The organism is Tepidimonas aquatica (genome assembly GCF_007556585.1).
Lineage (GTDB): Bacteria > Pseudomonadota > Gammaproteobacteria > Burkholderiales > Burkholderiaceae_C > Tepidimonas > Tepidimonas aquatica.
The window spans coordinates 87990-110351 of record NZ_VJNA01000008.1; the positions used below are offsets into that span (position 1 = coordinate 87990).

Annotated in this window: 22 protein-coding genes and 2 tRNA genes; 13 read left to right on the forward strand and 11 right to left on the reverse strand. The window is 68.4% G+C overall.

The window, feature by feature from the left end; genetic code table 11:
* Positions 1 to 14: 14 nt before the first annotated feature.
* Positions 15 to 266 carry a helix-turn-helix domain-containing protein gene (locus tag Taqua_RS04485; protein ID WP_132962961.1) on the reverse strand — a complete coding sequence of 84 codons (252 nt, stop codon included), beginning with the start codon at positions 264 to 266 and terminating at the stop codon, positions 15 to 17.
* Between the two features lie 21 nt (positions 267 to 287).
* The gene (gene dusB, locus Taqua_RS04490; RefSeq protein ID WP_144325116.1) at positions 288 to 1319 is read right to left on the reverse strand and encodes a tRNA dihydrouridine synthase DusB; all 1032 of its coding nucleotides are present in this window, start codon (positions 1317 to 1319) and stop codon (positions 288 to 290) included.
* Between the two features lie 91 nt (positions 1320 to 1410).
* Between dusB and Taqua_RS04495 the strand changes: the two genes are divergently transcribed.
* Complete coding sequence (locus tag Taqua_RS04495; protein WP_144325118.1) at positions 1411 to 1905, forward strand: YqaA family protein; 495 nt, start codon at positions 1411 to 1413, stop codon at positions 1903 to 1905.
* Here Taqua_RS04495 and Taqua_RS04500 read toward each other — a convergent pair.
* Both Taqua_RS04500 and ettA read right to left on the reverse strand, forming a co-directional pair.
* A complete protein-coding gene (locus Taqua_RS04500; protein ID WP_281287766.1) occupies positions 1844 to 2527 on the reverse strand; it encodes a response regulator in 684 nt (227 codons plus the stop codon). The two genes, Taqua_RS04495 and Taqua_RS04500, sit on opposite strands and share 62 nt — an antisense overlap.
* Positions 2528 to 2606: 79 nt before the next feature.
* On the reverse strand, positions 2607 to 4271 hold the full coding sequence (gene ettA, locus Taqua_RS04505; RefSeq protein WP_144325122.1) for an energy-dependent translational throttle protein EttA: 1665 nt from the start codon (positions 4269 to 4271) through the stop codon (positions 2607 to 2609).
* Between the two features lie 352 nt (positions 4272 to 4623).
* Between ettA and Taqua_RS04510 the strand changes: the two genes are divergently transcribed.
* Both Taqua_RS04510 and gloA read left to right on the forward strand, forming a co-directional pair.
* Positions 4624 to 6315, forward strand: coding sequence for a DEAD/DEAH box helicase (locus Taqua_RS04510; protein ID WP_144325124.1), 1692 nt, complete (start codon positions 4624 to 4626; stop codon positions 6313 to 6315).
* Between the two features lie 24 nt (positions 6316 to 6339).
* Positions 6340 to 6753, forward strand: a complete 414-nt coding sequence (gene gloA, locus Taqua_RS04515) for a lactoylglutathione lyase (RefSeq protein WP_132962955.1) — start codon at positions 6340 to 6342, stop codon at positions 6751 to 6753.
* Between the two features lie 34 nt (positions 6754 to 6787).
* Here gloA and serS read toward each other — a convergent pair whose 3' ends face one another.
* The 4 genes from serS to Taqua_RS04535 form a co-directional block, all read right to left on the reverse strand.
* Complete coding sequence (gene serS / locus Taqua_RS04520) at positions 6788 to 8107, reverse strand: serine--tRNA ligase (protein WP_144325126.1); 1320 nt, start codon at positions 8105 to 8107, stop codon at positions 6788 to 6790.
* A gap of 62 nt (positions 8108 to 8169) precedes the next feature.
* Complete coding sequence (rfaH, locus tag Taqua_RS04525; RefSeq protein ID WP_144325128.1) at positions 8170 to 8667, reverse strand: transcription/translation regulatory transformer protein RfaH; 498 nt, start codon at positions 8665 to 8667, stop codon at positions 8170 to 8172.
* Positions 8668 to 8692: 25 nt separating this feature from the next.
* Entirely contained in the window at positions 8693 to 9790 is a 1098-nt protein-coding gene (gene ychF / locus Taqua_RS04530; RefSeq protein WP_144325130.1) for a redox-regulated ATPase YchF, read from the reverse strand.
* 36 nt (positions 9791 to 9826) lie between these two features.
* Positions 9827 to 10729, reverse strand: coding sequence for an MOSC domain-containing protein (locus Taqua_RS04535; protein WP_144325132.1), 903 nt, complete (start codon positions 10727 to 10729; stop codon positions 9827 to 9829).
* Positions 10730 to 10810: 81 nt separating this feature from the next.
* Here Taqua_RS04535 and Taqua_RS04540 point away from each other — a divergent pair, with 81 nt between their 5' ends.
* Genes Taqua_RS04540 through Taqua_RS04555 form a run of 4 tightly spaced genes read left to right on the forward strand, consistent with a single transcriptional unit; the run spans position 10811 to position 15170 of the window.
* Positions 10811 to 11380, forward strand: coding sequence for a DUF3782 domain-containing protein (locus Taqua_RS04540; protein ID WP_144325134.1), 570 nt, complete (start codon positions 10811 to 10813; stop codon positions 11378 to 11380).
* A gap of 49 nt (positions 11381 to 11429) precedes the next feature.
* On the forward strand, positions 11430 to 12584 hold the full coding sequence (locus Taqua_RS04545) for an FAD-dependent monooxygenase (protein ID WP_144325136.1): 1155 nt from the start codon (positions 11430 to 11432) through the stop codon (positions 12582 to 12584).
* A 52-nt stretch (positions 12585 to 12636) separates the two neighbouring features.
* The gene (locus Taqua_RS04550) at positions 12637 to 13383 is read left to right on the forward strand and encodes a DsbC family protein (protein ID WP_144325138.1); all 747 of its coding nucleotides are present in this window, start codon (positions 12637 to 12639) and stop codon (positions 13381 to 13383) included.
* Complete coding sequence (locus Taqua_RS04555) at positions 13380 to 15170, forward strand: M61 family metallopeptidase (protein WP_144325140.1); 1791 nt, start codon at positions 13380 to 13382, stop codon at positions 15168 to 15170. The genes Taqua_RS04550 and Taqua_RS04555 overlap by 4 nt, the downstream gene beginning before the upstream one ends.
* An 18-nt stretch (positions 15171 to 15188) precedes the next feature.
* Here Taqua_RS04555 and Taqua_RS04560 read toward each other — a convergent pair whose 3' ends face one another.
* Positions 15189 to 15998 carry an enoyl-CoA hydratase-related protein gene (locus Taqua_RS04560; protein ID WP_144325142.1) on the reverse strand — a complete coding sequence of 270 codons (810 nt, stop codon included), beginning with the start codon at positions 15996 to 15998 and terminating at the stop codon, positions 15189 to 15191.
* A 133-nt stretch (positions 15999 to 16131) separates the two neighbouring features.
* Between Taqua_RS04560 and Taqua_RS04565 the strand changes: the two genes are divergently transcribed.
* The 5 genes from Taqua_RS04565 (at position 16132) to groL (ending at position 19598) form a co-directional block, all read left to right on the forward strand.
* Positions 16132 to 16917, forward strand: a complete 786-nt coding sequence (locus Taqua_RS04565) for an enoyl-CoA hydratase (protein ID WP_144325144.1) — start codon at positions 16132 to 16134, stop codon at positions 16915 to 16917.
* Positions 16918 to 16962: 45 nt separating this feature from the next.
* Positions 16963 to 17039 (forward strand) — tRNA-Met (locus tag Taqua_RS04570).
* Positions 17040 to 17090: 51 nt separating this feature from the next.
* Positions 17091 to 17417, forward strand: a complete 327-nt coding sequence (gene cutA, locus Taqua_RS04575; protein WP_144325146.1) for a divalent-cation tolerance protein CutA — start codon at positions 17091 to 17093, stop codon at positions 17415 to 17417.
* Positions 17418 to 17606: 189 nt separating this feature from the next.
* A complete protein-coding gene (groES, locus tag Taqua_RS04580) occupies positions 17607 to 17897 on the forward strand; it encodes a co-chaperone GroES (protein ID WP_132962944.1) in 291 nt (96 codons plus the stop codon).
* A gap of 66 nt (positions 17898 to 17963) precedes the next feature.
* Positions 17964 to 19598 (forward strand): chaperonin GroEL, encoded by a 1635-nt coding sequence (gene groL / locus Taqua_RS04585; RefSeq protein WP_144325148.1) that lies wholly within the window; start codon positions 17964 to 17966, stop codon positions 19596 to 19598.
* Positions 19599 to 19685: 87 nt separating this feature from the next.
* On the opposite strand, the gene Taqua_RS04590 is transcribed toward groL, so the two are convergent.
* Complete coding sequence (locus Taqua_RS04590) at positions 19686 to 20837, reverse strand: acyl-CoA dehydrogenase family protein (RefSeq protein ID WP_144325150.1); 1152 nt, start codon at positions 20835 to 20837, stop codon at positions 19686 to 19688.
* Between the two features lie 19 nt (positions 20838 to 20856).
* Positions 20857 to 22053 carry an acyl-CoA dehydrogenase family protein gene (locus Taqua_RS04595; protein ID WP_144325152.1) on the reverse strand — a complete coding sequence of 399 codons (1197 nt, stop codon included), beginning with the start codon at positions 22051 to 22053 and terminating at the stop codon, positions 20857 to 20859.
* A 182-nt stretch (positions 22054 to 22235) separates the two neighbouring features.
* Here Taqua_RS04595 and Taqua_RS04600 point away from each other — a divergent pair.
* Positions 22236 to 22311, forward strand: a tRNA-Asn gene (locus tag Taqua_RS04600).
* Positions 22312 to 22362 lie beyond the last annotated feature (51 nt).

Sequence of the window (22362 nt, forward strand, 5' to 3'; positions counted from 1 at the left end):
GTCGGGCGCTGGCCTCAGGGGCGGCCACTGGACAGCAGGCCGTGCTGCTGCAGCTTTTTGCGCAACGTGTTGCGGTTCAGCCCCAGCCACTGCGCCGCGCGCGACTGGTTGCCGCGCGTGCGCGCCATCACCTCCTGCAGCAGGGGCTGCTCCACCGCGCGCACCAGCATGTCGTGCAGGTTGGCCGGCTCGGTGTCGCCCAGGGTATCGAAGTACGCCGCCAGGTTGGCGCGCACGCAGTCGGGCAGGCTGGGTGGGGTGTCCATCGTCGGGTGTGGGTGGTGGCTTCAAGCGGCCAGCGGCAGCGCCGCGGGCGGGTCTTGCAGGGTATCCAAAAACGCGTGCAAGGCCTGCAACTGCTGCTCGGGCCGGGTGGCCTGCACGACCGCTTCGCGCAGGCGCTGCTGCGCCGCGGGCGCGCCGCCCAGCGCGCACAGGTACCACAACAGGTGCTTGCGCGCGCTGCGCACGCCGGTGTGCTCGCCGTACAAATCGTAGTGGTCCAGCAGGTGCTCGGTGAGCCAGACGCGCAGTTGGGCGGGCGTGGGTGCTGGCATGGGCTGGCCCGTGCGCAGCTGGTGGTCGATTTCGGCAAACAGCCACGGACGCCCCTGCGCTGCCCGGCCGATCATCACCGCGTCGGCGCCGGTGGCGCGCAGCACCGCGGCCGCAGCCGCGGGGCTGTCGATGTCGCCGTTGGCCACGACGGGAATGCGCACCAGCGTTTTGATGAGGGCGGTGGTGGCGTGCTCGGCCTGGCCGCCGTAGCCTTGCTCGCGTGTGCGGCCGTGGATCGTGAGCATGCGCACGCCGGCTTGCTCGGCGATGCGCGCCAGCCGCGGGGCGTTTTTGGCCTGGGCGCACCAGCCGGTGCGCATCTTCAGCGTCACGGGCACGCCGTGCGGCTCGCACGCCGCCACCACCGCCTCGATGATGGCAGCGGCCAGCGCTTCGTCCTGCATCAAGGCCGAGCCGGCCCACTTGTTGCACACTTTCTTGGCCGGGCAGCCCATGTTGATGTCGATGATCTGCGCGCCGCGGTCGATGTTGTAGCGCGCCGCGTCGGCCATCATCTCGGGGTCGGTGCCGGCGATCTGCACCGCAATGGGCCCGGGCTCGCCCGCGTGGTTGGCCCGGCGCGCGGTCTTGAGGCTGTCGCGCAGCTCCGGGCGCGCGGTGATCATTTCGCTGACCGCGTAGCCCGCCCCCAGCCGCTTGCACAAGCGCCGAAAGGGCCGGTCGGTCACCCCGGCCATGGGGGCGACGAACCAACGGTTGGGCAGTGTGTAAGGCCCGAGGGTCAAGCCAGCGCTCATCATGGTTGCTGAAAAAATGGGCATTGTAGCGTGCGGCCCACCCCGTCCAGTCGCCGCCCTATACTGCTTGCCGTCGTCGACCCACCGCCGCCCCATGGATACCTGGATCGCTCCCCTGCTGCACACGCTGAGCCTGCCGGAAGTGGGCTTGCCTACGGTGTTCGTGGTGGCGCTGGTGTCGGCCACGCTGCTGCCGATGGGGTCGGAGCCGGCGGTGTTCGGGCTGGTCAAGCTCAACCCGGAGCTGTTTTGGCCCGCGGTGCTGGTGGCCACGGCGGGCAACACGGTCGGCGGCGCCATCAGTTGGGCGATGGGCTACGGGGCGCATGCCGCCATCGACCGCGCGCGCGGCTCGCCGACGCACCTGCGCGCGCTGGACTGGTTGGAGCGTTTCGGCCCCAAAGCCTGTCTGCTGAGCTGGCTGCCCGCGGTGGGCGACCCGCTGTGCGCGGTGGCAGGCTGGCTGCGGTTTCCGTTTTGGCCGTGCGTGGCCTACATGGCCATTGGCAAGTTCGCGCGCTACACGCTCATGACGGCGGCGCTGCTGTGGCTGCTGCCGGGGGATTGGCTGGCGCGCTGGGCGGGTTGAGGCGCGCACCCAGCGCCTGCTCGATCAGGCCGGGCAGCTCGCGCACCAGGTTGGGCTTGTGCACCACGGTCACGCCGTGCAACGCGTGCGCGTAGTCGGCGCGTTGCGCCTCGTCCAGCGAGGTCAGCACGATCAGCTTGCTGTCCCCCACCAACGCGTGGTGGCGCAAGCCCATGATCATCGACGCGCCGTCGATGCCGGGCAGCAGGATATCGACGATCAGCACGTCGGGGTTGAGCTGACCAAACGACACCAGGCCCGAAATGCCGTCGTCGGCAACTTGCAGTTGCACTTGCGGAAAATGCTGCCGCATCAGCAACCGCACCAGCTGCTGAAAGTGCGACGAATCTTCGATCAACAGCACGCAAGGGGGGCGCGACTGCCGCCCGGCGCGCCGTCGCGCCAGCGCGCGGCCCGCACCGACGCTGGCGCGGCTGCGTTGCAGCCAGGCGCGCAGCGATTCGGCGGTGATGCGGCGATGCCCGCCGGGCGTCTTCCACGCCTCCAGGTCGCCGCGGTCCACCATCAGTTGCACCGAGCGCACGGCCATGCCGAGCAGGCGCGCCACCTCCAGCGTGGTGTAGTAGGGCTGGTCGTGGCTATCGATGTCAATTTCGGTCACTTGGCGTTTCATTGTCGCCATTTTCACCGAAATCGCCGTGCTCGCCAACGTTCGCGCGCCGCCGCCACCAGCGGCGGTGTCAGGTCAGCGACTTGAAGCGCACGCGCTTGGGCCGCGCGCCCTCCTCGCCCAGGCGGCGCACCTTGTCGGCCTCATACTCGGTGAAGTTGCCGTCGTAGAAGTACCACTGGCTGTCGCCCTCGTAGGCCAGGATGTGCGTGCAGATGCGGTCGAGGAACCAGCGGTCGTGGCTGATGACCAGCGCCGTGCCGGCGAACTCCAGCAGCGCCTCTTCCAGCGCGCGCAGGGTTTCGACGTCGAGGTCGTTGGAGGGCTCGTCCAGCAGCAGCACATTGCCGCCTTTGGCCAGCGTCTTGGCCAGGTGCAGCCGGCCGCGCTCGCCACCAGAGAGGTCGCCGACGCGCTTTTGCTGGTCGTTGCCCTTGAAGTTGAAGCGGCCCAAGTAGGCGCGGCTGGGCATGACGAACTTGCCCACGGTGATGTTGTCCAGACCGCCCGAGACCTCCTCCCACACGGTCTTGTTGGGGTCGAGGCAGTCGCGGCTTTGGTCGACGAAGGCCAGCTTGGCCGTCTGGCCGATGATGATTTCACCGCTGTCGGGCTGCTCCACACCCTGGATCATGCGAAACAGGGTGGACTTGCCAGCCCCGTTGGGACCGATGATGCCCACGATGGCGCCGGCCGGCACGTTGAACGACAGGTTGTCGATCAGCAGCCGGTCGCCAAACCCCTTGCTGACGTTCTTGAACTCGATGACCTGCGAGCCCAGCCGCTCGGCCACGGGGATGAAGATCTCGTTGGTCTCGTTGCGCTTTTGGTATTCGTAGTCGCTCAGCTCCTCGAAGCGTTGCAGGCGCGCCTTGCTCTTGGCCTGGCGGCCCTTGGCGTTGGCGCGCACCCACTTCAGCTCCTCTTTCATGGCCTTGCGGCGCGCGTCTTCGGCCTTTTGCTCCTGCTCCAGGCGGCGCTCCTTTTGCTCCAGCCATTGCGAGTAGTTGCCCTTGTACGGGATGCCCATGCCGCGGTCCAGCTCCAGGATCCACTCGGCGGCGTTGTCGAGGAAGTAGCGGTCGTGCGTGATGGCCACCACGGTGCCGGGGAAGCGCTGCAAAAACTGCTCCAGCCAGTGCACGCTTTCGGCGTCCAGGTGGTTGGTGGGCTCGTCCAGAAGCAGCATGTCGGGTTTGGACAGCAGCAGCCGACACAGCGCCACGCGGCGCTTTTCGCCACCGGAGAGGTTGCGGATCACCGCATCCCACGGCGGCAGGTTGAGCGCGTCGGCGGCCAACTCCAGCTGCAGGTCGGTGTTTTCGCTGCCGGCGGCGGCGATGATCGCCTCCAGCTCGGCTTGTTCGGCCGCCAGCGCGTCAAAGTCCGCGTCGGGCTCGGCGTAGGCGGCGTACACCTCCTCCAGGCGCTTTTTGGCCGCCAGCGCGCCGCCAATGCCCTCTTCCACCGTCTCACGCACGGTCTTGTCGGGGTCCAACTGCGGCTCCTGCGGCAGGTAGCCAATCTTGATGCCCGGCATCGGGTAGGCCTCGCCCTCGAAGTCCTTGTCCACGCCGGCCATGATCTTGAGCAGCGTGGACTTGCCCGCGCCGTTGAGCCCCAACACGCCGATCTTGGCCCCAGGGAAGAAGCTCAACGAAATGTCCTTCAAGATCTGCCGCTTGGGCGGCACGGTCTTGGAGACACGGTTCATCGTGAACACATACTGGGCCATCGCAGGGTCACCTTCACAAAAACAACGGATACACGAAAAAAATGGCCCGGGCAGGCCCCGGGGTTGGCGCCAATTATCCCAGTTATGCGACAATCACGTGCAGTCGGTTCGCATCAGTCACGGGCCGGCGGGCAACAACGCCCTGGCGTTCGGGTGCCCCGTGCGCACGCTGCCAATGTTAGCTTTGGTCAGCCGCCGTCCCCCGCCGCCTTGTTTTTCACTTCATCGATCCCCGACTGAACCGCGCCAACCGCACCCATCGGACGTGCCGGTCGTCCTCACTGCCGAGGCTGCGACCACACCGCGGTCAAGGTTCGATGCCGCGCGCCCCGGCATGGGCGCTCGCACTGGTATGACATTCGAAGAACTTCAACTGCTGCCGGCCTTGGTCGAGGCCGTGCGCGAGCAGGGCTACACCGAGCCCACCCCGATCCAGGCCGAGGCCATCCCCGCCGTGCTGGCCGGCCACGATGTGCTGGCCGGCGCCCAAACCGGCACCGGCAAAACCGCCGCCTTCACGCTGCCGTTGCTGCAGCGCCTGGCCACCCAGGGCGAACCACCCAAACGTGGTCAGTTTCGCCCGGTGCGCGCGCTCATCCTGACCCCCACGCGCGAGCTGGCGGCCCAGATCGGCGAGTCGATCAAGGCCTACGGCAAGCACCTCAAGCTGCGCAGCGTCGTCGTCTTTGGCGGCGTCGGCCTCAACCCCCAAATCGAAAAGTTGGCCAAGGGCACCGACATCCTCGTGGCCACCCCGGGGCGGCTGCTGGACCTGGTGGACCAGGGGCACCTGGACCTGTCCAAGGTCGAGATCCTGGTGCTGGACGAGGCCGACCGCATGCTGGACATGGGCTTCATCCACGACGTGCGCAAGGTGCTGGCGCTGCTGCCCCAGCACAAGCAAAGCCTGCTGTTTTCGGCCACCTTCAGCGATGAGATCAAGGCGCTGGCACAAGGGCTGCTGCGCAACCCCAAGCTGATTCAGGTCACGCCCGCCAACACCACCGCGCAGCGTGTGCGTCAGGTCATCTACCCTGTGGGCCGCGACCAGAAGATGGCGCTGCTCAAGCACCTGCTGGACACCCACGGCTGGAACCAGGTTCTGGTGTTCACGCGCACCAAGTTCGGGGCCAACCGCGTGGCGCAGTTCCTCAACGAGCAGGGCATCAGCGCCATGGCGCTGCACGGCAACAAGAGCCAGACCGCGCGCACGCAGGCGCTCGAGGGCTTCAAGACCGGTCAGTTGCGCGTGCTGGTGGCCACCGACATCGCCGCGCGCGGCATCGACATCGAAGAGCTGCCGCACGTCATCAACTACGACATCCCCAACGTGCCGGAGGACTACGTGCACCGCATCGGCCGCACGGGCCGCGCCGGCTCCACCGGCGAGGCGCTCAGCTTCGTCAGCCTCGACGAGGAAGGCTGGATGATGGCCATCGAGCAGTTCATCGGCCAACCCATCGAGGTGCAAGCGCTGCCCGCGTTCATGCCCCCGCCGGATGAGAAGGCCGAGCCGATCGCGATGGGCCGCCAGGTGCTGTGGGGCGGGGCGGGCAAGCCGCCCAGCCGTGAGGTGATGGCCGCCGCCGCCAAGGCCGCGCGCCGCGAGCTGCAAGAGCGCATGCGCGCCCGTCGCGCCGGGGGCGCGGCCCCCGCGCCCAGCGCCGCCGCAGCGCCCACCGACGACACACCGAACGATGCGGCGCCGGACCGCAGCCCCGACACCGGCGAAGACAACGACGCGCAGCGCGTGCGTATCGACCCCGAGGGGCGGCGCAACCGCAACCGGCGCCACCGCAACAAAAACAAGGGCAGTGGCGCGCCAGCGCAGGGCGCGGCTGGCCAACCACAGCGCCCCAATGCGGCCGCGCCGTCCCAGACCAAACCGCGCAAGCCCAACACGCCACCGCCCGCGCGCCAGCCCGACCCCTTGCGCACCGGCATCGATGCGCTGGGCGAGCGCGGCGGGCGCCGCAAGAACAACCGGCCCAAGGGGGGCGGCGGCATCGACCCGCTGCGCACCAGCTTTGGCCGCATCCGCTGACCACGACGTAAGGACGAGACGACGATGCGTATTCTGCACACGATGCTGCGGGTGGGCAACCTGCAGCGCTCGATCGACTTTTACACCCGGGTGTTGGGCATGCAGTTGCTGCGCACATCGGACAACCCGGAGTACAAGTATTCGCTGGCGTTTTTGGGCTACGACGGCGGCAACCCCGGGCAAGCCGAAATCGAGCTGACCTACAACTGGGGCGTGGAGTCGTACGAGATGGGCACCGCGTACGGCCACATCGCCATTGGGGTGCCGGACGTGTACGCGGCGTGCGAGCGCATCCGCGCCGCAGGCGGCACCATCACGCGCGAACCCGGCCCGGTCAAAGGCGGCACGACCGTGATCGCCTTCGTCACCGACCCCGACGGCTACAAGATCGAGCTGATTCAGCGCAGCTTCGACGCGCCGGGCGCGGGGCTGCGCTAAAAACCCGCGCCGCGGGCGATGGGCACCGGGCGGCTTACAGCCGCTCGGCCCCGCCCAGGTACGGACGCAGCGCCGGCGGCACCGTGATGGTGCCGTCGGCGTTTTGGTGGTTTTCCAGCACCGCCACGAGCGCGCGCCCCACCGCCAAGCCGGAACCGTTGAGGGTGTGCACCAGCTCCGTCTTGCCCTGCTCGTTGCGCATGCGCGCCTGCAGCCGCCGTGCCTGAAAGTCGCCGCAGTTGCTCACCGAGCTGATCTCGCGGTAGCGCCCTTGCGCGGGCAGCCACACCTCCAGATCGTGCGTGCGCGCCGCGCCAAAACCCATGTCGCCCGTGCACAGCAACACCACACGGTACGGCAGCTCCAGCTTTTGCAGAATCGCCTCGGCGTGCGCGGTCATTTCCTCCAACGCCGCGTGGCTGTGCTGCGGGTGCACGATCTGCACCATCTCCACCTTGTCGAACTGGTGCTGGCGGATCAGGCCACGGGTGTCGCGCCCGGCTGCGCCGGCTTCGGAACGAAAGCACGGCGTGTGCGCGGTCAGTTTGATAGGCAGCTCGGCCTGCGGCACGATGGTTTCGCGCACGAAGTTGGTCAGCGTCACCTCGCTGGTGGGAATCAGGTACATCGGCGGCTCGTCGCCCTGCGCGCCGCCCTTGTGGGCTGCGAACAAATCGGCTTCGAACTTGGGCAACTGGCCCGTGCCGCGCAGGGTCTCGGCGTTGACGATGTAGGGCGTGTAGCACTCGGTGTAGCCGTGCTCGGTGGTTTGCACGTCCAGCATGAACTGCGCCAGCGCCCGGTGCAGACGGGCGATGGGGCCGCGCAGCACCGCAAAGCGTGCGCCGCTGAGTTTGGCCGCCGTCTCGAAGTCCAGCCCTAGCCGCTCGCCCAACGCCACGTGGTCGCGCGGCTCGAACGGCAACGGCGCCGGATCCGCCCCCAGGCCACCGGTGGGGCTCCAGCGGCGCAGCTCGACGTTGGCGCTCTCATCCGGCCCCACCGGCACCTCAGGCAGGGGCAGGTTGGGCACCGCCAGCAGCAGCGTGTGCAGCTCGCTTTGGATCTGCTCCAGCCGCGCCGCGGCGGCCTCCAGCTCGGCCTTGATGCCCGCCACCTCGGCCATCACGGCCTCAGCCGCGGCGCGATCCCCCTTGCCTTTGAGCTGACCGATCTGCTTGGACAAGGCGTTGCGGCGCGCCTGCAGCGTTTCGGTGCGCACCTGCAGGTCCTTGCGCTCGGCTTCCAGCGCGCGAAAGGCCGCCACGTTCAAAAAGGGTTGCGGGGATTGTCGGGTCTCGAGCCGCGCGACCACCGTGTCGAGATCGCGGCGCAACAGATTGATGTCCAGCATGATGGCGCGATTGTAGGCGCGGGCCCGGCACCTTCGGCCTCCGCGCAGGCCGGCGGCGTACCTCAGGCGCGCGCCAACGCCACCACCGGCACCGCCACGCGGCACTCGCGCTGCAGCAGCGTCAACAGCACCACGGCGCGCTGCTGGCCATCGGGCATTTGGTACACCGCCTCCAGCCCGGCAAACGGGCCGCGCGTGATGCGCACGATCTGCCCCGGCGTGAACAACGGCTGCGGCTGCGCCGCCAACTGCGCCACCTGCTGGCGCAGTTGCTCCACCAGCGCCTCGGGCACACGCGCGGGCTGGTGACCAAACGTCACCAGGCGCGTCACCCCCAGGGTGGAGCGGATCGGCCCCCACGAGCGCCCCTGCAGGCTGTCGTCGAGCTGGATGAACAAGTAACGCGCAAACAGCGGCTCGGTCACCGTGACGCAGCGGACGCCGCGCACGCGTTCTGCGGTTATGGTCGGCAAAAAACACGGGTAGCCCTGCCGTTGCAGGTTCTCAAGCGCCCGCTGTTCCTGCCGCGGCTTGGTGTGCACCAGGTACCACTGCTGCATCACCGCCCTCCCTGGCTGGAACGGTTCAAACGTTGAACAGGAAATTCATCACGTCGCCATCGTGCACGACGTAGTCTTTGCCTTCGGCGCGCATGCGCCCGGCCTCTTTGGCCCCTTGCTCACCGCCGTAACGAATGAAATCGTCGAACGCGATGGTCTGGGCACGGATGAAGCCGCGCTCGAAGTCGCTGTGGATGACCCCGGCGGCCTGGGGCGCCGTGGCACCCTTGCGGATGGTCCAGGCGCGCACCTCCTTTTCGCCGGCGGTGAAGTAGGTGTGCAGCCCCAACAGCTCGTAAGCGGCGCGGATCAGGCGGTTGAGGCCCGGCTCGGCCAAACCCAGCTCGCGCAAAAATTCGGCCCGGTCGGCCTCGTCCATGTCGGCCAGCTCGGCTTCGAGCTTGGCGCAGATGGTCACCACCGGTGCGCCTTGGCTGGCGGCGTACTCGCGCAACCGGCGCAGGTGCGGGTTGTCGTCGCCCATGCCGTCTTCGGCCACGTTGCCCACGAACATCGCCGGCTTGGCCGTGATCAGGCACAGCGGCTTGAGCAGCGCACGCTCCTCGTCGGTCAATTCCACCACACGCACCGGCCGGCCCTCATCCAACACCGCGCGCACCTTGCTCAGCAGCGCCACCATCTTGGCGGCTTCCTTGTCGTTGCCGCTCTTGGCGGCTTTTTGATAGCGCTGCAACGCCTTGTCCACCGTGCCCAGGTCGGCCAAGCACAGCTCGGTCTGGATCACCTCGATGTCGGCGATCGGGTCGACCCGGCCCGCCACGTGCACGATGTTGGGGTCGTCAAAGCAGCGCACCACGTTGATGATGGCGTCGGTTTCGCGGATGTGGGCCAGGAACTGGTTGCCCAGCCCCTCGCCCTGACTGGCGCCGGCCACCAGCCCGGCGATGTCAACGAATTCGACGATGGCCGGCACCACGCGCTGCGGCTTGACGATGGCCGCCAACTGCTGCAGCCGCGCGTCCGGCACCTCCACCACGCCCACGTTGGGCTCGATGGTGCAAAAAGGGTAGTTCTCGGCCGCGATGCCGGCCTTGGTCAGGGCGTTGAAAAGCGTAGACTTGCCCACGTTGGGCAGACCCACGATGCCGCACTTGAGGCTCATGTCGATCGATCCCCTGCTCGCCAAAAGCCAACGATGCTACCACGTGGCCTGTGTGCTGCCCCAGCCGCCCATGCCCTCGTGCAGCATCTGGCCGGCGCCACCGCGCACGATGGCGTTCATGCCAAACGTGATCGCCCCCTTGAGCCGCGCATCGGCCCGGTAGGTGCGCAGCACCGGGCTGACCCGATCGTCGCGCACACCCTGCTGCGGGTCGACGTCCGGGATGGTGCAGCGCGCGCACGGCTTGACCAGCTCCAGCTGCACCGTTGGAGCGTCGGGCGCCGCGCCGTCGGCCTTCAGCGTCAGCGCCCGCAAACCGTCCTCGCCGTGCGGGCCCAGACCACCCAGCACCAGGTTGGGGCGCAGCCGGCGCGCATCCACCGGCGGCTGCCCCAGCGCCTGCAAGCGGGCGTTGAGGCCGTCCAGCGCCGCGCGGCTCAGCACCAGCAGCGCAAAGCCGTCGCTGAAGGTGGTCGGGGCCTGCACGCCACCGGTCCACGCCAGCGGCGACAGGCGCTGCACCTCGGGATCGAAACGCACCAGCCGCAGCGGCCCCATGCCCGGCCGCAGGTCCGGCCCCAAAAAGTCCGTGAACCACTGCGCCGCCACGTCGCCCATGTCGTAGGCAGGCAGCTCATCGTCCCACACGCGCACGCGGCACGGCGCCTCGGCCGCCTCCAGCGCCACGTGCAGTGTCAGCATGCCGGGCGCGCGCAGCTCCAGCTGCCCCATGCGCAGCCGCGGCTGGATCAGCGCCATGCGTGGCAGCTCCCGCTGCGACACAAACTCGCCGCGCGCGTCCACCACCATCCAGCTGCGGTCCCACTCCAGCCCCTCGGGCAACAGCTCCACGCTGTGTAGCCGCAGCCCGCCGCACGATTTGACCGGGTAGATCCAGATCTCTTCCAGCGTCAACGGCAAAGGCTCGGTCGTTGTCATGGCACCGATTGTGCCGCAGCGCCGGCCAACAGCGCCAGGCGTAGAATGGGTGGCGTCACACACCCCCCTCTCGAGACCGCCATGGGCGCACGCGACGACATCAGCTGGGCAGAGCTGAAGACACTGATCTTCGAGTCCTCGCGCTCGATTGCCGAGCTGCGCGAGCAAAGCAAGGAAACCGACCGCCGCATCGACCAGCGACTCAAGCAGCTGGAGCGCCAGCTCGGGCAGTTGGGCAACCGCCTGGGGATGTTTGTGCAAGACATGGTGATGCCGGCGGTGGTGCGGCTGTTTCAGCAGCAAGGCATTCCCGTGCACCGGGTCTACCCCAACGCCGTCGCGCGCGACGACAGCGGGCAGGCGGTGATGGAAATCGACCTCTTGGTCATCAACGGTGAGCGCGCCATTGCGGTGGAGTGCAAAAGCCGCCTGAGCAGCGATGACGTGGACGTGCACATCGAGCGGCTGCAGCGCTTCAGGGCGTGCTTCACCGAACACGCCGACAAGGTGCTGCACGGGGCGGTGGCGGCCATGAGCGCGCCGGACGAAGTCGTGCGCTACGCCGAGCGGCAGGGGCTGTACGTGCTGGTGCAGGCCGACGACGACGTGGTGGTGCGCAACCAGCCCGGCTTTGAGCCCAAGGCGTGGTAGCCATGCCCCTCGGTCATCCAGCAACCCACAGCACACCAGGCATAAGCTGATGAGTACGCTTTACGACGTCGCTATCCTGGGCGGCGGCATCGTTGGCCGCACGCTGGCGCTGCTGTTGGCGCGCGAGCGGCTGCGCGTGGCGTTGGTGCAGCGCCCCGCCCGCCCCGACGCCGCGCCCGACATACGGGCGTACGCGCTCAACGCCGCCTCGCGGGCGCTGCTGCACAGCGTGCGCGCCTGGCCCGACGACGAGCGGCTGGCCACCCCCGTGCGCACCATGTGGGTGGCCGACGTTGACCCGGCCGCCGACAGGGGCGCGGCGCCCGAGCATGCCGCGCTGCGCTTCGACGCCACGCAGCCCGACGAGGCGCTTGGCTGGATCGTCGATGTGCCGGCGCTGGAGCAGCGGCTGCACCAGGCGCTGCACTACCAACATGGCGTGCAGCGCCTCGACGCCACCACCGATCCCCGCCCGCGCGCGGCGCTGACCATCGTGTGCGAAGGGCGCCACAGCGCCACCCGGGCGGTCGAGGGCATCGCCTACGACACCGTCCCCTACCCCCACACCGCCATCGCCGCACGGCTGCGCTGCGAACGCCCCCACGGCACGGTGGCGCGGCAGTGGTTTCGCGGCGACGAGATCCTGGCCCTGTTGCCGCTGGACGGCACCGAAGGCCAGCAAGTGGCGATGGTGTGGTCGGTGCCGCACGCGCGCGCGGCGCACCTGCTGGCGCTGAGCGCCGACGCGCTGGCGCAGGCGGTGCAGCAGGCGTGCGCGCACGCGCTGGGCACGATGACGCTGGTCGGCCAGCCCGCCGGCTGGCCGCTGCAGCGCTCGCTGGCGCGCCCTTGGGTGCGCCCCGGTCTGGCGCTGGCCGGCGACGCCGCCCATGCCATGCACCCGCTGGCAGGCCAGGGGCTCAACGTGGGGTTGGGCGACGTCGCGGAACTGGCCCGCGTGCTGCGCGAGCGCGAGTACTGGCGCCCGCTGGGCGACCTGCGCCTGCTGCGCCGCTACGAACGCGCACGCGCCGCGCCGGTGGCCGCGATGCTGGGCACCACCGACCTGCTGCACGGCCTCTTTGCCCGCCCGGATACCCCCACCACAACGCTGCGCCGCTGGGGCATGCGGGCCGTGGACCGGCTGGAACCCCTCAAGCGTTGGCTGATCCAACAAGCCGCGGGGCAGCCGTTGACAGGCTAACATGCCGTGCCTGCGCCCCCGTGCCCATCCACCTTTGAAACACGACACGTTCATGCCACCTTTCGCCACCGCCTGGCGCGCCGCTGCGTTGGTCACCACCCTGGGGCTGGCGATGCACGCCGCCTGGGCCAACGAAGCCGTCATCCGCAAAAACCTGGCCGAGCGGCTGCCCAACCTGCCCCGCATCGACGAAGTGCGCCCCACGCCCATGCCGGGACTGTTCGAAGTGCGGCTGGGCACCGACATCCTTTACACCGACGCCAAGGGCGACTTTCTCATCCAGGGCATGCTCATCGACACCAAGGCGCGCGTCAACCTGACGGAGGAACGCCTCGACAAGCTGACCGCCATCGCCTTCGACGCCCTGCCGCTCAAAGACGCCTTCACCACCGTGCGGGGCAATGGACAGCGCAAGTTGGCCGTGTTTGCCGACCCCAACTGCGGCTTTTGCAAACGCTTCGAGCGTGACTTGGCCAAGCTCGACAACGTGACCGTGTACACCTTCCTGTACCCGGTGCTGGGCAAAGACTCCGAAGCCAAGGCGCGCGCCATCTGGTGCGCGGCCGACCGCAGCAAGGTCTGGAACGACTGGATGCAGCGTGGCGTAACCCCACCCGAGCCCAAATCCAGCGCCAGTTGCGACACCTCGGCACTGGAGCGCAACCTTGCCTTTGGTCAGAAGTACCGCATCAGCGGCACCCCCACCACGATCCTAGCCAACGGGCAACGCATCCCCGGCGCCATTGGGCTCGACCGCCTCGAACCCCTGCTGGCCCAGGCCGGCGCCGCGGGCCAATGAGCGCGCCGGTGCACTACCGCGTCGAGGCGGCCGACCTGCACGCCCACCTGTGGCGCGTCACCCTCACGGTCGAGCGCCCGGCGCCGCGCCAACGCGTCAGCCTGCCGGTGTGGATCCCCGGCAGCTACCTGGTGCGCGAATTCGCCCAGCACCTGCAGCGGCTGCAGGCGCAAGCCGACGGCGCCGCCGTGCCCGTGCGCGCGCTCAACAAAAACACCTGGGAAGTCGCCTGCGGCACGGCCCACACGGTGGTGCTGCGCTACGAGGTGTACGCCTTCGACACCTCGGTGCGCGCCGCGTGGCTGGACAGCACGCGCGGCTTTTTCAACCCCACGAGCCTGTGCCTGCGCGTGCACGGACGCGAACAAGGGCCACACGCGCTCACGCTGGTGGCCAACGACGCCACCCGGCACTGGCGCGTGGCCACGGCCCTGCCGCGGGCCGACGCCGCCGGCCCACGCCACCGGGACTGGCGCTGGCCCGACGATGCGGGCATGGGCACGTACCTGGCGGCCGATTACGACGAGCTGGCCGACCACCCGTTCGAACTTGGCACCTTTTGGTGCGGCGACTTCGACGTGCGTGGCGTGCCGCACCGCTTCGTCGTCAGCGGGGCGCCGGCGGGCTTCGACGGCGCGCGGCTGCTGGCCGACACCGCCCGCCTCTGCGAAGCCGCCATGGCCCTGTGGCACGGCCCGCACGGTCGGCCCCCCTTCGACCGTTACCTGTTCATGCTGCACGCCACGCGCGACGGCTATGGTGGGCTGGAGCACCGCCACAGCACGGCGCTGGTGTGTGCGCGCAGCGACCTGCCGCTGGCGCCGCTGCCTGGCACACCCGCGCCCGACGCCACGCCCGCGCCGCCCAAGGCGGGCGATGGCTACACGACACTGCTGGGCCTCATCAGCCACGAATATTTCCACACCTGGAACGTCAAGCGACTGCGCCCACGCGAATTCGCCCGCTACGACTACGACCGCGAAAACCACACCGAACTGCTGTGGTTCTTCGAGGGCTTCACCAGCTACTACGACGACCTGCTGGTGCTGCGCGCCGGGCTCATCGACCAGGCCACGCACCTGGAGCTGCTGGCGCGCACCATCAACCAGGTGTTGAGCACCCCGGGGCGGCACGTGCAAACGGTGGCCCAGGCCAGCTTTGACGCCTGGACCAAGTACTACCGCGTGCAGGAAAACACCCCCAACGCCACCGTCAGCTACTACACCAAGGGGGCGCTGGTGGCGTTGTGCCTGGACCTGACGCTGCGTGCCGAGGGCCACACCACGCTCGACGACGTGATGCGCGCGCTGTGGCAGCGCTGCGACGGCGGCCCGATGCGCGAGGCCGACCTGCGCGCCGTGCTGCGGCGGCTGGCGCGGCGCAGCTTCGACGCCGAACTCGACGCCTGGGTGCACAGCACCGCCGAGCTGCCCCTGCAGCCGTTGCTGCAGCGCCACGGCATCCGGTGGGTCGAAGAGCCCGCCCCATTGGCGCAGCGTCTGGGCGTGCGGGTGGACGAATCGGGCGGTACGCTGCGCCTGCGCAACGTGCTGCGCGGCAGCGCGGCCGAGGCGGCTGGCCTGGCCGCCGGCGACGAGTGGCTGGCTGTGCAATGCGGCCAGGACGTGTGGCGCGTGCACAAGCTGGATGACGTCGCCCTGCACGCACGCGGCTTGGGCACGGATGAGCCTTTGCTGGCCTGGGTGGCGCGCGACGGGCGCGTGCTGCGCTGCGCGCTGCGCTGGCCCGCGCCAGCGCACACCGTCAAGCTGCTGCCGCCGGCCTGACGCAGCGGCCGCCCACGTTCACTGCCCGCGAAACTGCGGCGTGCGCTTTTCCAAAAACGCCGTCACGCCCTCGGCATAGTCGTGCGTGCGGCCCAGCGCCGTTTGCAGCTCGCGCTCGGCGTCCAGCTGCGCCTCGAACGAGCGCTGCAACGCCCCACGCAACAGGTGCCGCGTGGCCACCAGCGCACGCGTGGGCATGGCGGCCAGGCGCTCGGCCAGCGCCAGCGCCGCGGCCAGCGGGTCATCGGCCACGTCCCAAATCAGGCCCCACGCCTTGGCCTGGTCGGCCCCCAGCTTGTCGCCCAGCATCGCCATGCCCATCGCGCGCGCCAGCCCCAGCCGCTCCACCGTCAGCCAACTGCCGCCCGCGTCCGGAATCAGCCCAATCTTGCTAAACGCCTGCACAAAACTGGCCGTCGGGGCCGCGATCGCCAGGTCGCACGTCAACGCCAGCGACACGCCAGCCCCGGCCGCCACCCCGTTGACCGCCGCTACCGTGGGCACGCGCAGGTTCATCAGCGCCTTGGCCGTGGGGTTGAAGCCCTCGTCCAACACCGGCCCGGGGCTGATGCGCTGCAGCCGGTCCGGCCCCGGCGAAAAATCCAGCACCGACAAATCCAACCCCGCGCAAAACCCGCGCCCCGCCCCGGTCAGCACCAGCGCGCGCACCGACGCGTCGCGCTCCACCTCGGCCAACGCCTGCTGCAACGCGCGGTGCATGCTGAGCGTGAAGCTGTTGAGCGCCTGCGGGCGGTTGAGCGTCACCAGCGCCACTGCACCTCGGCGCTCCAGCAGGATTTCATCGTGGGCAGGGTCGGCCCTGTTCATCGCATCGGTCTCCTCTCCAAAGTGAAACGACGTACCCGCTCCGGTGGGCACCGTAACCGAATCGTAACCGCCCCGCGACCGGCAGCCGCAGCGTATATAGTCACGGCGTCAACCCTGCCCCGCGAGGACTTGCATGAGCGAGACGACCTACACCACCCTGCTGACCCGCACCGATGGCCCGGTGGGCATCATCCAGCTCAACCGCCCCAAGCAGCTCAACGCGCTCAACGACACGCTGATGGACGAGCTCGGCGCTGCGCTGCGCACCTTCGACGCCGACGACGCCATCGGCTGCATCGTGCTCACCGGCAGCGACAAGGCCTTTGCCGCCGGCGCCGACATCGCCGCCATGGCGCAGCACACCTTCCCCGACGTGTACCGCACCGAATACATCACCCGCAACTGGGAGGCGCTGCGCCACGTGCGCAAGCCCGTCATCGCGGCCGTGGCGGGCTACGCCCTGGGCGGCGGCTGCGAAGTGGCCATGATGTGCGACATCATCATCGCCGCCGACAGCGCGAAGTTCGGCCAGCCCGAAGTCAAAATCGGCGTCATCCCCGGTGCGGGCGGCACCCAGCGTCTGCCGCGCGCGGTGGGCAAGGCCAAGGCCATGGACCTGGTACTGACGGGCCGCATGATGGACGCCGCCGAAGCCGAACGCGCCGGCTTGGTCAGCCGCGTCGTGCCCGCGGACAAGCTGATGGACGAAGCACTGGCCACCGCACGCGCCATCGCCGCGCTGCCCCGCCTGGCCGTGCTGGCGGCCAAAGAAGCCCTCAACCGCGCCTTCGAAGCCCCGCTGTCGGAGGGCCTGCAGTTCGAGCGACGCATGTTCCACGCCATGTTCGCCACCGCCGACCAAAAAGAAGGCATGGCCGCCTTCCTCGAAAAGCGCGCCCCGCAGTTCCAGGGGCGCTGAGGCGGGCGCCGCACCAGTTTTTGGTATACTGCAGGCTTCGACGGCGGCGCTTTAGCTCAGTCGGTTAGAGCGACGGAATCATAATCCGCAGGTCCGGGGTTCGAGTCCCTGAAGCGCCACCACCCAACATCAAGCCCGCCGCCTCGGCGGGTTTTGTTTTTTTGACTTGCGCCGTGGCTCCCGCGTTGATCGCCGTCTTCACGACCCTGCCCGACGAGGCCAGCGCCCACACGCTGGCCGAGGCCTTGGTGCGGGAAGGCTTGGCGGCGTGCGTGCAACTGCACGCCATCCGCAGCGTCTACACCTGGCAGGGCGCTTTGCAGCGCGACGCCGAGTGGCGCCTGTTGGCCAAGTGCCGCGCCGAGGCGTGGCCGCAGGTGCGCGACTTCATCGCCGCGCACCACCCGTACGAACTGCCGGCCATCTGGGCCACCCCGATCGAAGCCAGCGCCGCCTACGCCGAGTGGGTGGCGGCGTCCACCCAGCCCGGCGGCGCATGACCACATCCCAAGGGCCAAAGGCGCAGGATGCATACACCCCCTTGAAAACCCGCTGAACAGGCCTTATGATTAGCACTCGCAAACGGTGAGTGCTAACAACAAGGCCCCAGACCCGGGCACCACAGCGCTCACCGCGTGGGGGTTGTCCCCGCTTTCTTTTTTATCTCGTCCGAAACAACAGGAGATCTCATGAAGCTTCGTCCTCTCGCTGATCGCGTAATCGTCAAGCGTCTGGAAAACGAAACCAAGACCGCCTCGGGCATCGTGATCCCGGACAACGCGGCCGAGAAGCCTGACCAAGGCGAAGTGATCGCCGTCGGCCCCGGCAAGACCAACGACAAGGGCGAGACCAAGCCGCTGAGCGTCAAGGTCGGCGACCGCGTGCTGTTTGGTAAGTACAGCGGCCAAACCGTCAAGGTCGACGGCGAAGAGCTGCTGGTCATGAAGGAAGACGACCTGTTTGCCGTGATCGAGAAGTGATCACGCGCTGGCAGCGTCCCATCCCATCCGTAACCGATTCAACCGATTCCACGAGGAGCTGACAACATGGCAGCAAAAGACGTCGTTTTTGGTGCTGACGCCCGTGCCCGCATGGTCGAAGGCGTCAACATCTTGGCCAACGCGGTCAAAGTGACCCTGGGCCCCAAGGGCCGCAACGTGGTGCTGGAGCGCAGCTTCGGCGCCCCCACCGTCACCAAGGACGGTGTGTCCGTGGCCAAGGAAATCGAGCTCAAAGACAAGCTGATGAACATGGGCGCCCAAATGGTCAAGGAAGTGGCGTCCAAGACCAGCGACAACGCCGGTGACGGCACCACCACCGCCACCGTGCTGGCCCAGGCCATCGTGCGCGAAGGCATGAAGTACGTGGCCGCCGGCATGAACCCGATGGACCTCAAGCGCGGCATCGACAAGGCCGTCGAGGCGCTGGTGGCCGAGCTGAAGAAGATCAGCAAGCCCACCACGACCAGCAAGGAAATCGCGCAAGTGGGCGCCATCTCGGCCAACAGCGACGAGTCGATCGGCCAAATCATCGCCGAGGCGATGGACAAGGTCGGCAAGGAAGGCGTCATCACCGTCGAAGACGGCAAGAGCCTGCACAACGAGCTGGATGTCGTCGAGGGCATGCAGTTCGACCGCGGCTACCTGTCGCCGTACTTCATCAACAACCCCGACAAGCAGGTGTGCGTGCTGGAAAACCCGTACGTCCTGCTGCACGACAAGAAGATCAGCAACATCCGTGACCTGCTGCCGGCGCTGGAGCAAGTGGCCAAGGCCGGCCGTCCGCTGCTGATCATCGCCGAAGACGTTGAAGGTGAAGCGCTGGCCACGCTGGTGGTCAACACCATCCGCGGCATCCTGAAGGTGTGCGCCGTCAAGGCCCCGGGCTTTGGCGACCGCCGCAAGGCCATGCTGGAAGACATCGCCATCCTGACCGGCGGCAAGGTCATCGCCGAAGAAGTGGGCCTGACGCTGGAGAAGGTGACGCTGGCCGACCTGGGTCAAGCCAAGCGCGTCGAAGTGGCCAAGGAAAACACCACCATCATCGACGGCGCGGGCAAGGCCGAGGACATCGAAGCGCGCGTCAAGCAAATCCGCGTGCAGATCGAAGAGGCCACCAGCGATTACGACCGTGAGAAGCTGCAAGAGCGCGTGGCCAAGCTGGCCGGCGGCGTGGCGGTGATCAAGGTTGGCGCCGCCACCGAAGTCGAAATGAAGGAGAAGAAGGCCCGCGTCGAAGACGCGCTGCACGCCACCCGTGCCGCCGTCGAAGAAGGCATCGTGCCGGGCGGTGGCGTGGCGCTGCTGCGTGCCCGTCAAGCGGTGGGCAACCTCAAGGGCGCCAACCCCGACCAAGACGCTGGCATCCAGCTGGTGATGAAGGCCGTGGAGGCGCCGCTGCGCGAAATCGTGGCCAACGCCGGTGGTGAGCCCTCGGTCGTGATCAACAAGGTGCTCGAAGGCAAGGGCAACTTCGGCTTCAACGCCGCCAACGACACCTATGGCGACATGATCGAAATGGGCATCCTGGACCCGACCAAGGTGACCCGCACCGCGCTGCAAAACGCGGCGTCGGTGGCCGGCCTGATGCTGACCACCGAGTGCATGGTGGCCGAGGCGCCCAAGGCCGAAGCCAAGCCCGCCGCCGGTGGTGGCATGGGCGGCATGGACATGGACATGTGATCAGCCAACGGCCCAACACCTGGTCCATGACAGCCAAACCCGCCGCAAGGCGGGTTTTTTTGTTGGCGGCGGCGGGGGGGCCGCCCTTCAGGCGGACGCTGCCGCGCGCTGGCGCATCAGCTCGATGCAGCGCTGCAGGTGGTGGTCTTCGTCGCCCAGCTCGTGGTCGACCATGACCAACCGCTTGGCGTAATGCGCCAGCGGCAGCTCCCACGTCATGCCCATGCCACCATGGAGCTGGATGGCTTCCTCGGCCAGGTGGGTGCCATGGCGCCCAACACTGGCCTTGGCCGCCGCACACGCCCACGCCCGCTGCATGGGGTCGTCGCCATCCCACGCCGCTGCCGCGTTGATGACGGCCGAGCGGGTCTGCTCCAGCCCCATCCACAGGTCCACCATGCGGTGCTGCAGCGCCTGAAAGCTGCCAATCGGGCGACCGAATTGCTGGCGGGTCTGCAGGTGTTGGCGGGTGTGCTCGAACGCCACCTCCATGGCTCCCAACGCCTCGGCGCTGAGCGCCAGCAGCCCAGCGTCCAACACCCCATCCAGCACGTCGGCGCCGCGGGTCGGCCCCACCACCAGCGCGTGCGCGTCCAGCTGCACGGTGCGCAGCTCCAGCTCGGCGGCGCGGCCACCGTCGATGCGGCGGTAGTCGCGCAGTTGCGCACCGGGCGCACTGCGCGGCACCCAGAACAGCGCAATGCCGTCGCGCTCGTGCACACCACCCCCGACGCGCGCACTGACCAGCCACCCTTGGGCTTGGGCACCAAAGGGCACGACGGCCTTGTGCCCATCCAGCACCCAGCCCGCGGGGTTGTGCTGCGCCACCGTGGCCACACTCCAGCGTGCGTGGTGGGCGTCGGGTTCGGCGTGCGCCAGCGCCACCACCGCGCCTTCGTGCAAGCGCTGCCAGTGGCCCCGCCACCGCTCAGACTCATCGGCACGCGCCAGCGCTTGCCCCACCAACAGCGCCCCCAGCAAGGGCTCTTGCACCAGCGCGCGCCCGGCTTGTTCGAACACGGTCATGATGTCAAAGCCGCCGCCACCCAGCCCGCCGACGGCCTCGGGCAACAACGCCGCCACCGCGCCCAGCTCCACCAGCCCTTGCCACACATCGGGGTCGTAGCCCAGCGCGCTGGCCGCGGCCGCGTGACGGCGTTCGATGGGGTAGCGCTGCGCCAGGTAGCGGCCCAGCGTCTCGGCCAGCATGCGCTGGTCGTCGGTCAGGTTGAAGTCCATGGCTGCGCCCTCCTGTGCGTCACAAGCCCAGCACCGTTTTGGCGACGATGTTTCGCTGGATCTCGTTGGATCCACCAAAAATCGACAGTTTGCGGTGGTTGAAGTACTGCACGGCGGCGCTGGCGGCGCCGGCCGGTCCCACCGCTTGGTCCATCCCTTCCAGCGTCAACGCCTCCTCGATCCAGGGCAACGCGTACGGCCCCATGGCGCGGCGCGTCAGGCTCAAAATCTCCTGCCGAATCTGGGTGCCCAGGATTTTGAGCAGCGAGCTCTGCGGCCCCGGCGCGCTGCCGCCCGCCACGCTGGCCAGCACGCGCAGGTTGGTGGTCTTGAGGTTTTCCAGCTCGATCTCGATGCGCGCCAGCCGCGCCGCAAACAGCGGGTCGTCGATCAGCGGCCGCCCACCGTACTGCACGCGCTGGGCCACCACCTTGAGCCGCTCCAGCCCCGCCACCGAAAACCCCACGCCCGCGATGTTGGTGCGCTCGTAGGTGAGCAGGTATTTGGCGATGGTCCAGCCCTGGTTTTCCTGGCCAACCAGCCGGTCGGCCGGCACGCGCACGTCGTTGAGGAAAACCTCGTTGACCTCGTGCTCGCCGTCCAACGTGATGATCGGCCGCACCTCGACGCCGGGGCTGTCCAGGTCGATCAGCAAAAAGCTGATGCCCTCCTGCGGTTTGCCGGTGCGGTCGGTACGCACCAGCGCGAACATGCGGTTGGCGTAGTGCCCCAGTGTCGTCCACGTTTTTTGCCCGTTGACGATGTAGTGATCGCCATGGCGCACCGCACTGGTGCGCAGCGAGGCCAGGTCCGACCCCGCCCCGGGCTCCGAGTAACCCTGACACCACCAATCGCTGCCGTCCAGGATACGCGGCAGCCAATGGCGCTTTTGCGCCTCGGTACCGTACTTGATCAGCACCGGCCCCAGCATGTTGACGCCAAACGGCACGATGCGTGGCGCGCCGGCCAACGCACACTCGTTTTCAAAGATGAAGCGCTGCACCGGCCCCCAGCCGGGGCCACCCCACTCGCGTGGCCAGTGGCTGGCCAGCCAGCCGCGCGCGGCCAGGATGGCGTGCCAGCGCGCCATGTCGTCGCGCGAAAGGCGCAAACCCTCGCGTACTTTGGTGGCCAGCGCCGGCGGCAGATGCTCGCGCAAAAACGCGCGCACCTCGTCACGGAAGGCCAACTCCTCGGCGGAAAACCGCAAGTCCATCGTGCGTCCTCCTGCGGGCGTGCACCGTGGTTGCCGCACGCCCGACACCCCATTGTCGCCGCGCACACGGCCAGGTCCATGCGGACATTGTCCAGCGCGTGACGCACGCCCCACGCACAGCCGCCCCACCGCGGCCCCAAGGCCGCGACGGGCACCGTGAGCTATAATGCGCGCCACGCCGATCCCCGATAGCTCAGTCGGTAGAGCGCCGGACTGTTAATCCGTAGGTCCCTGGTTCGAGCCCAGGTCGGGGAGCCAAAATGCTCCGCTAAGTCTATGACTTAGTTATTGGTTTGCCAGCGTCAGTCC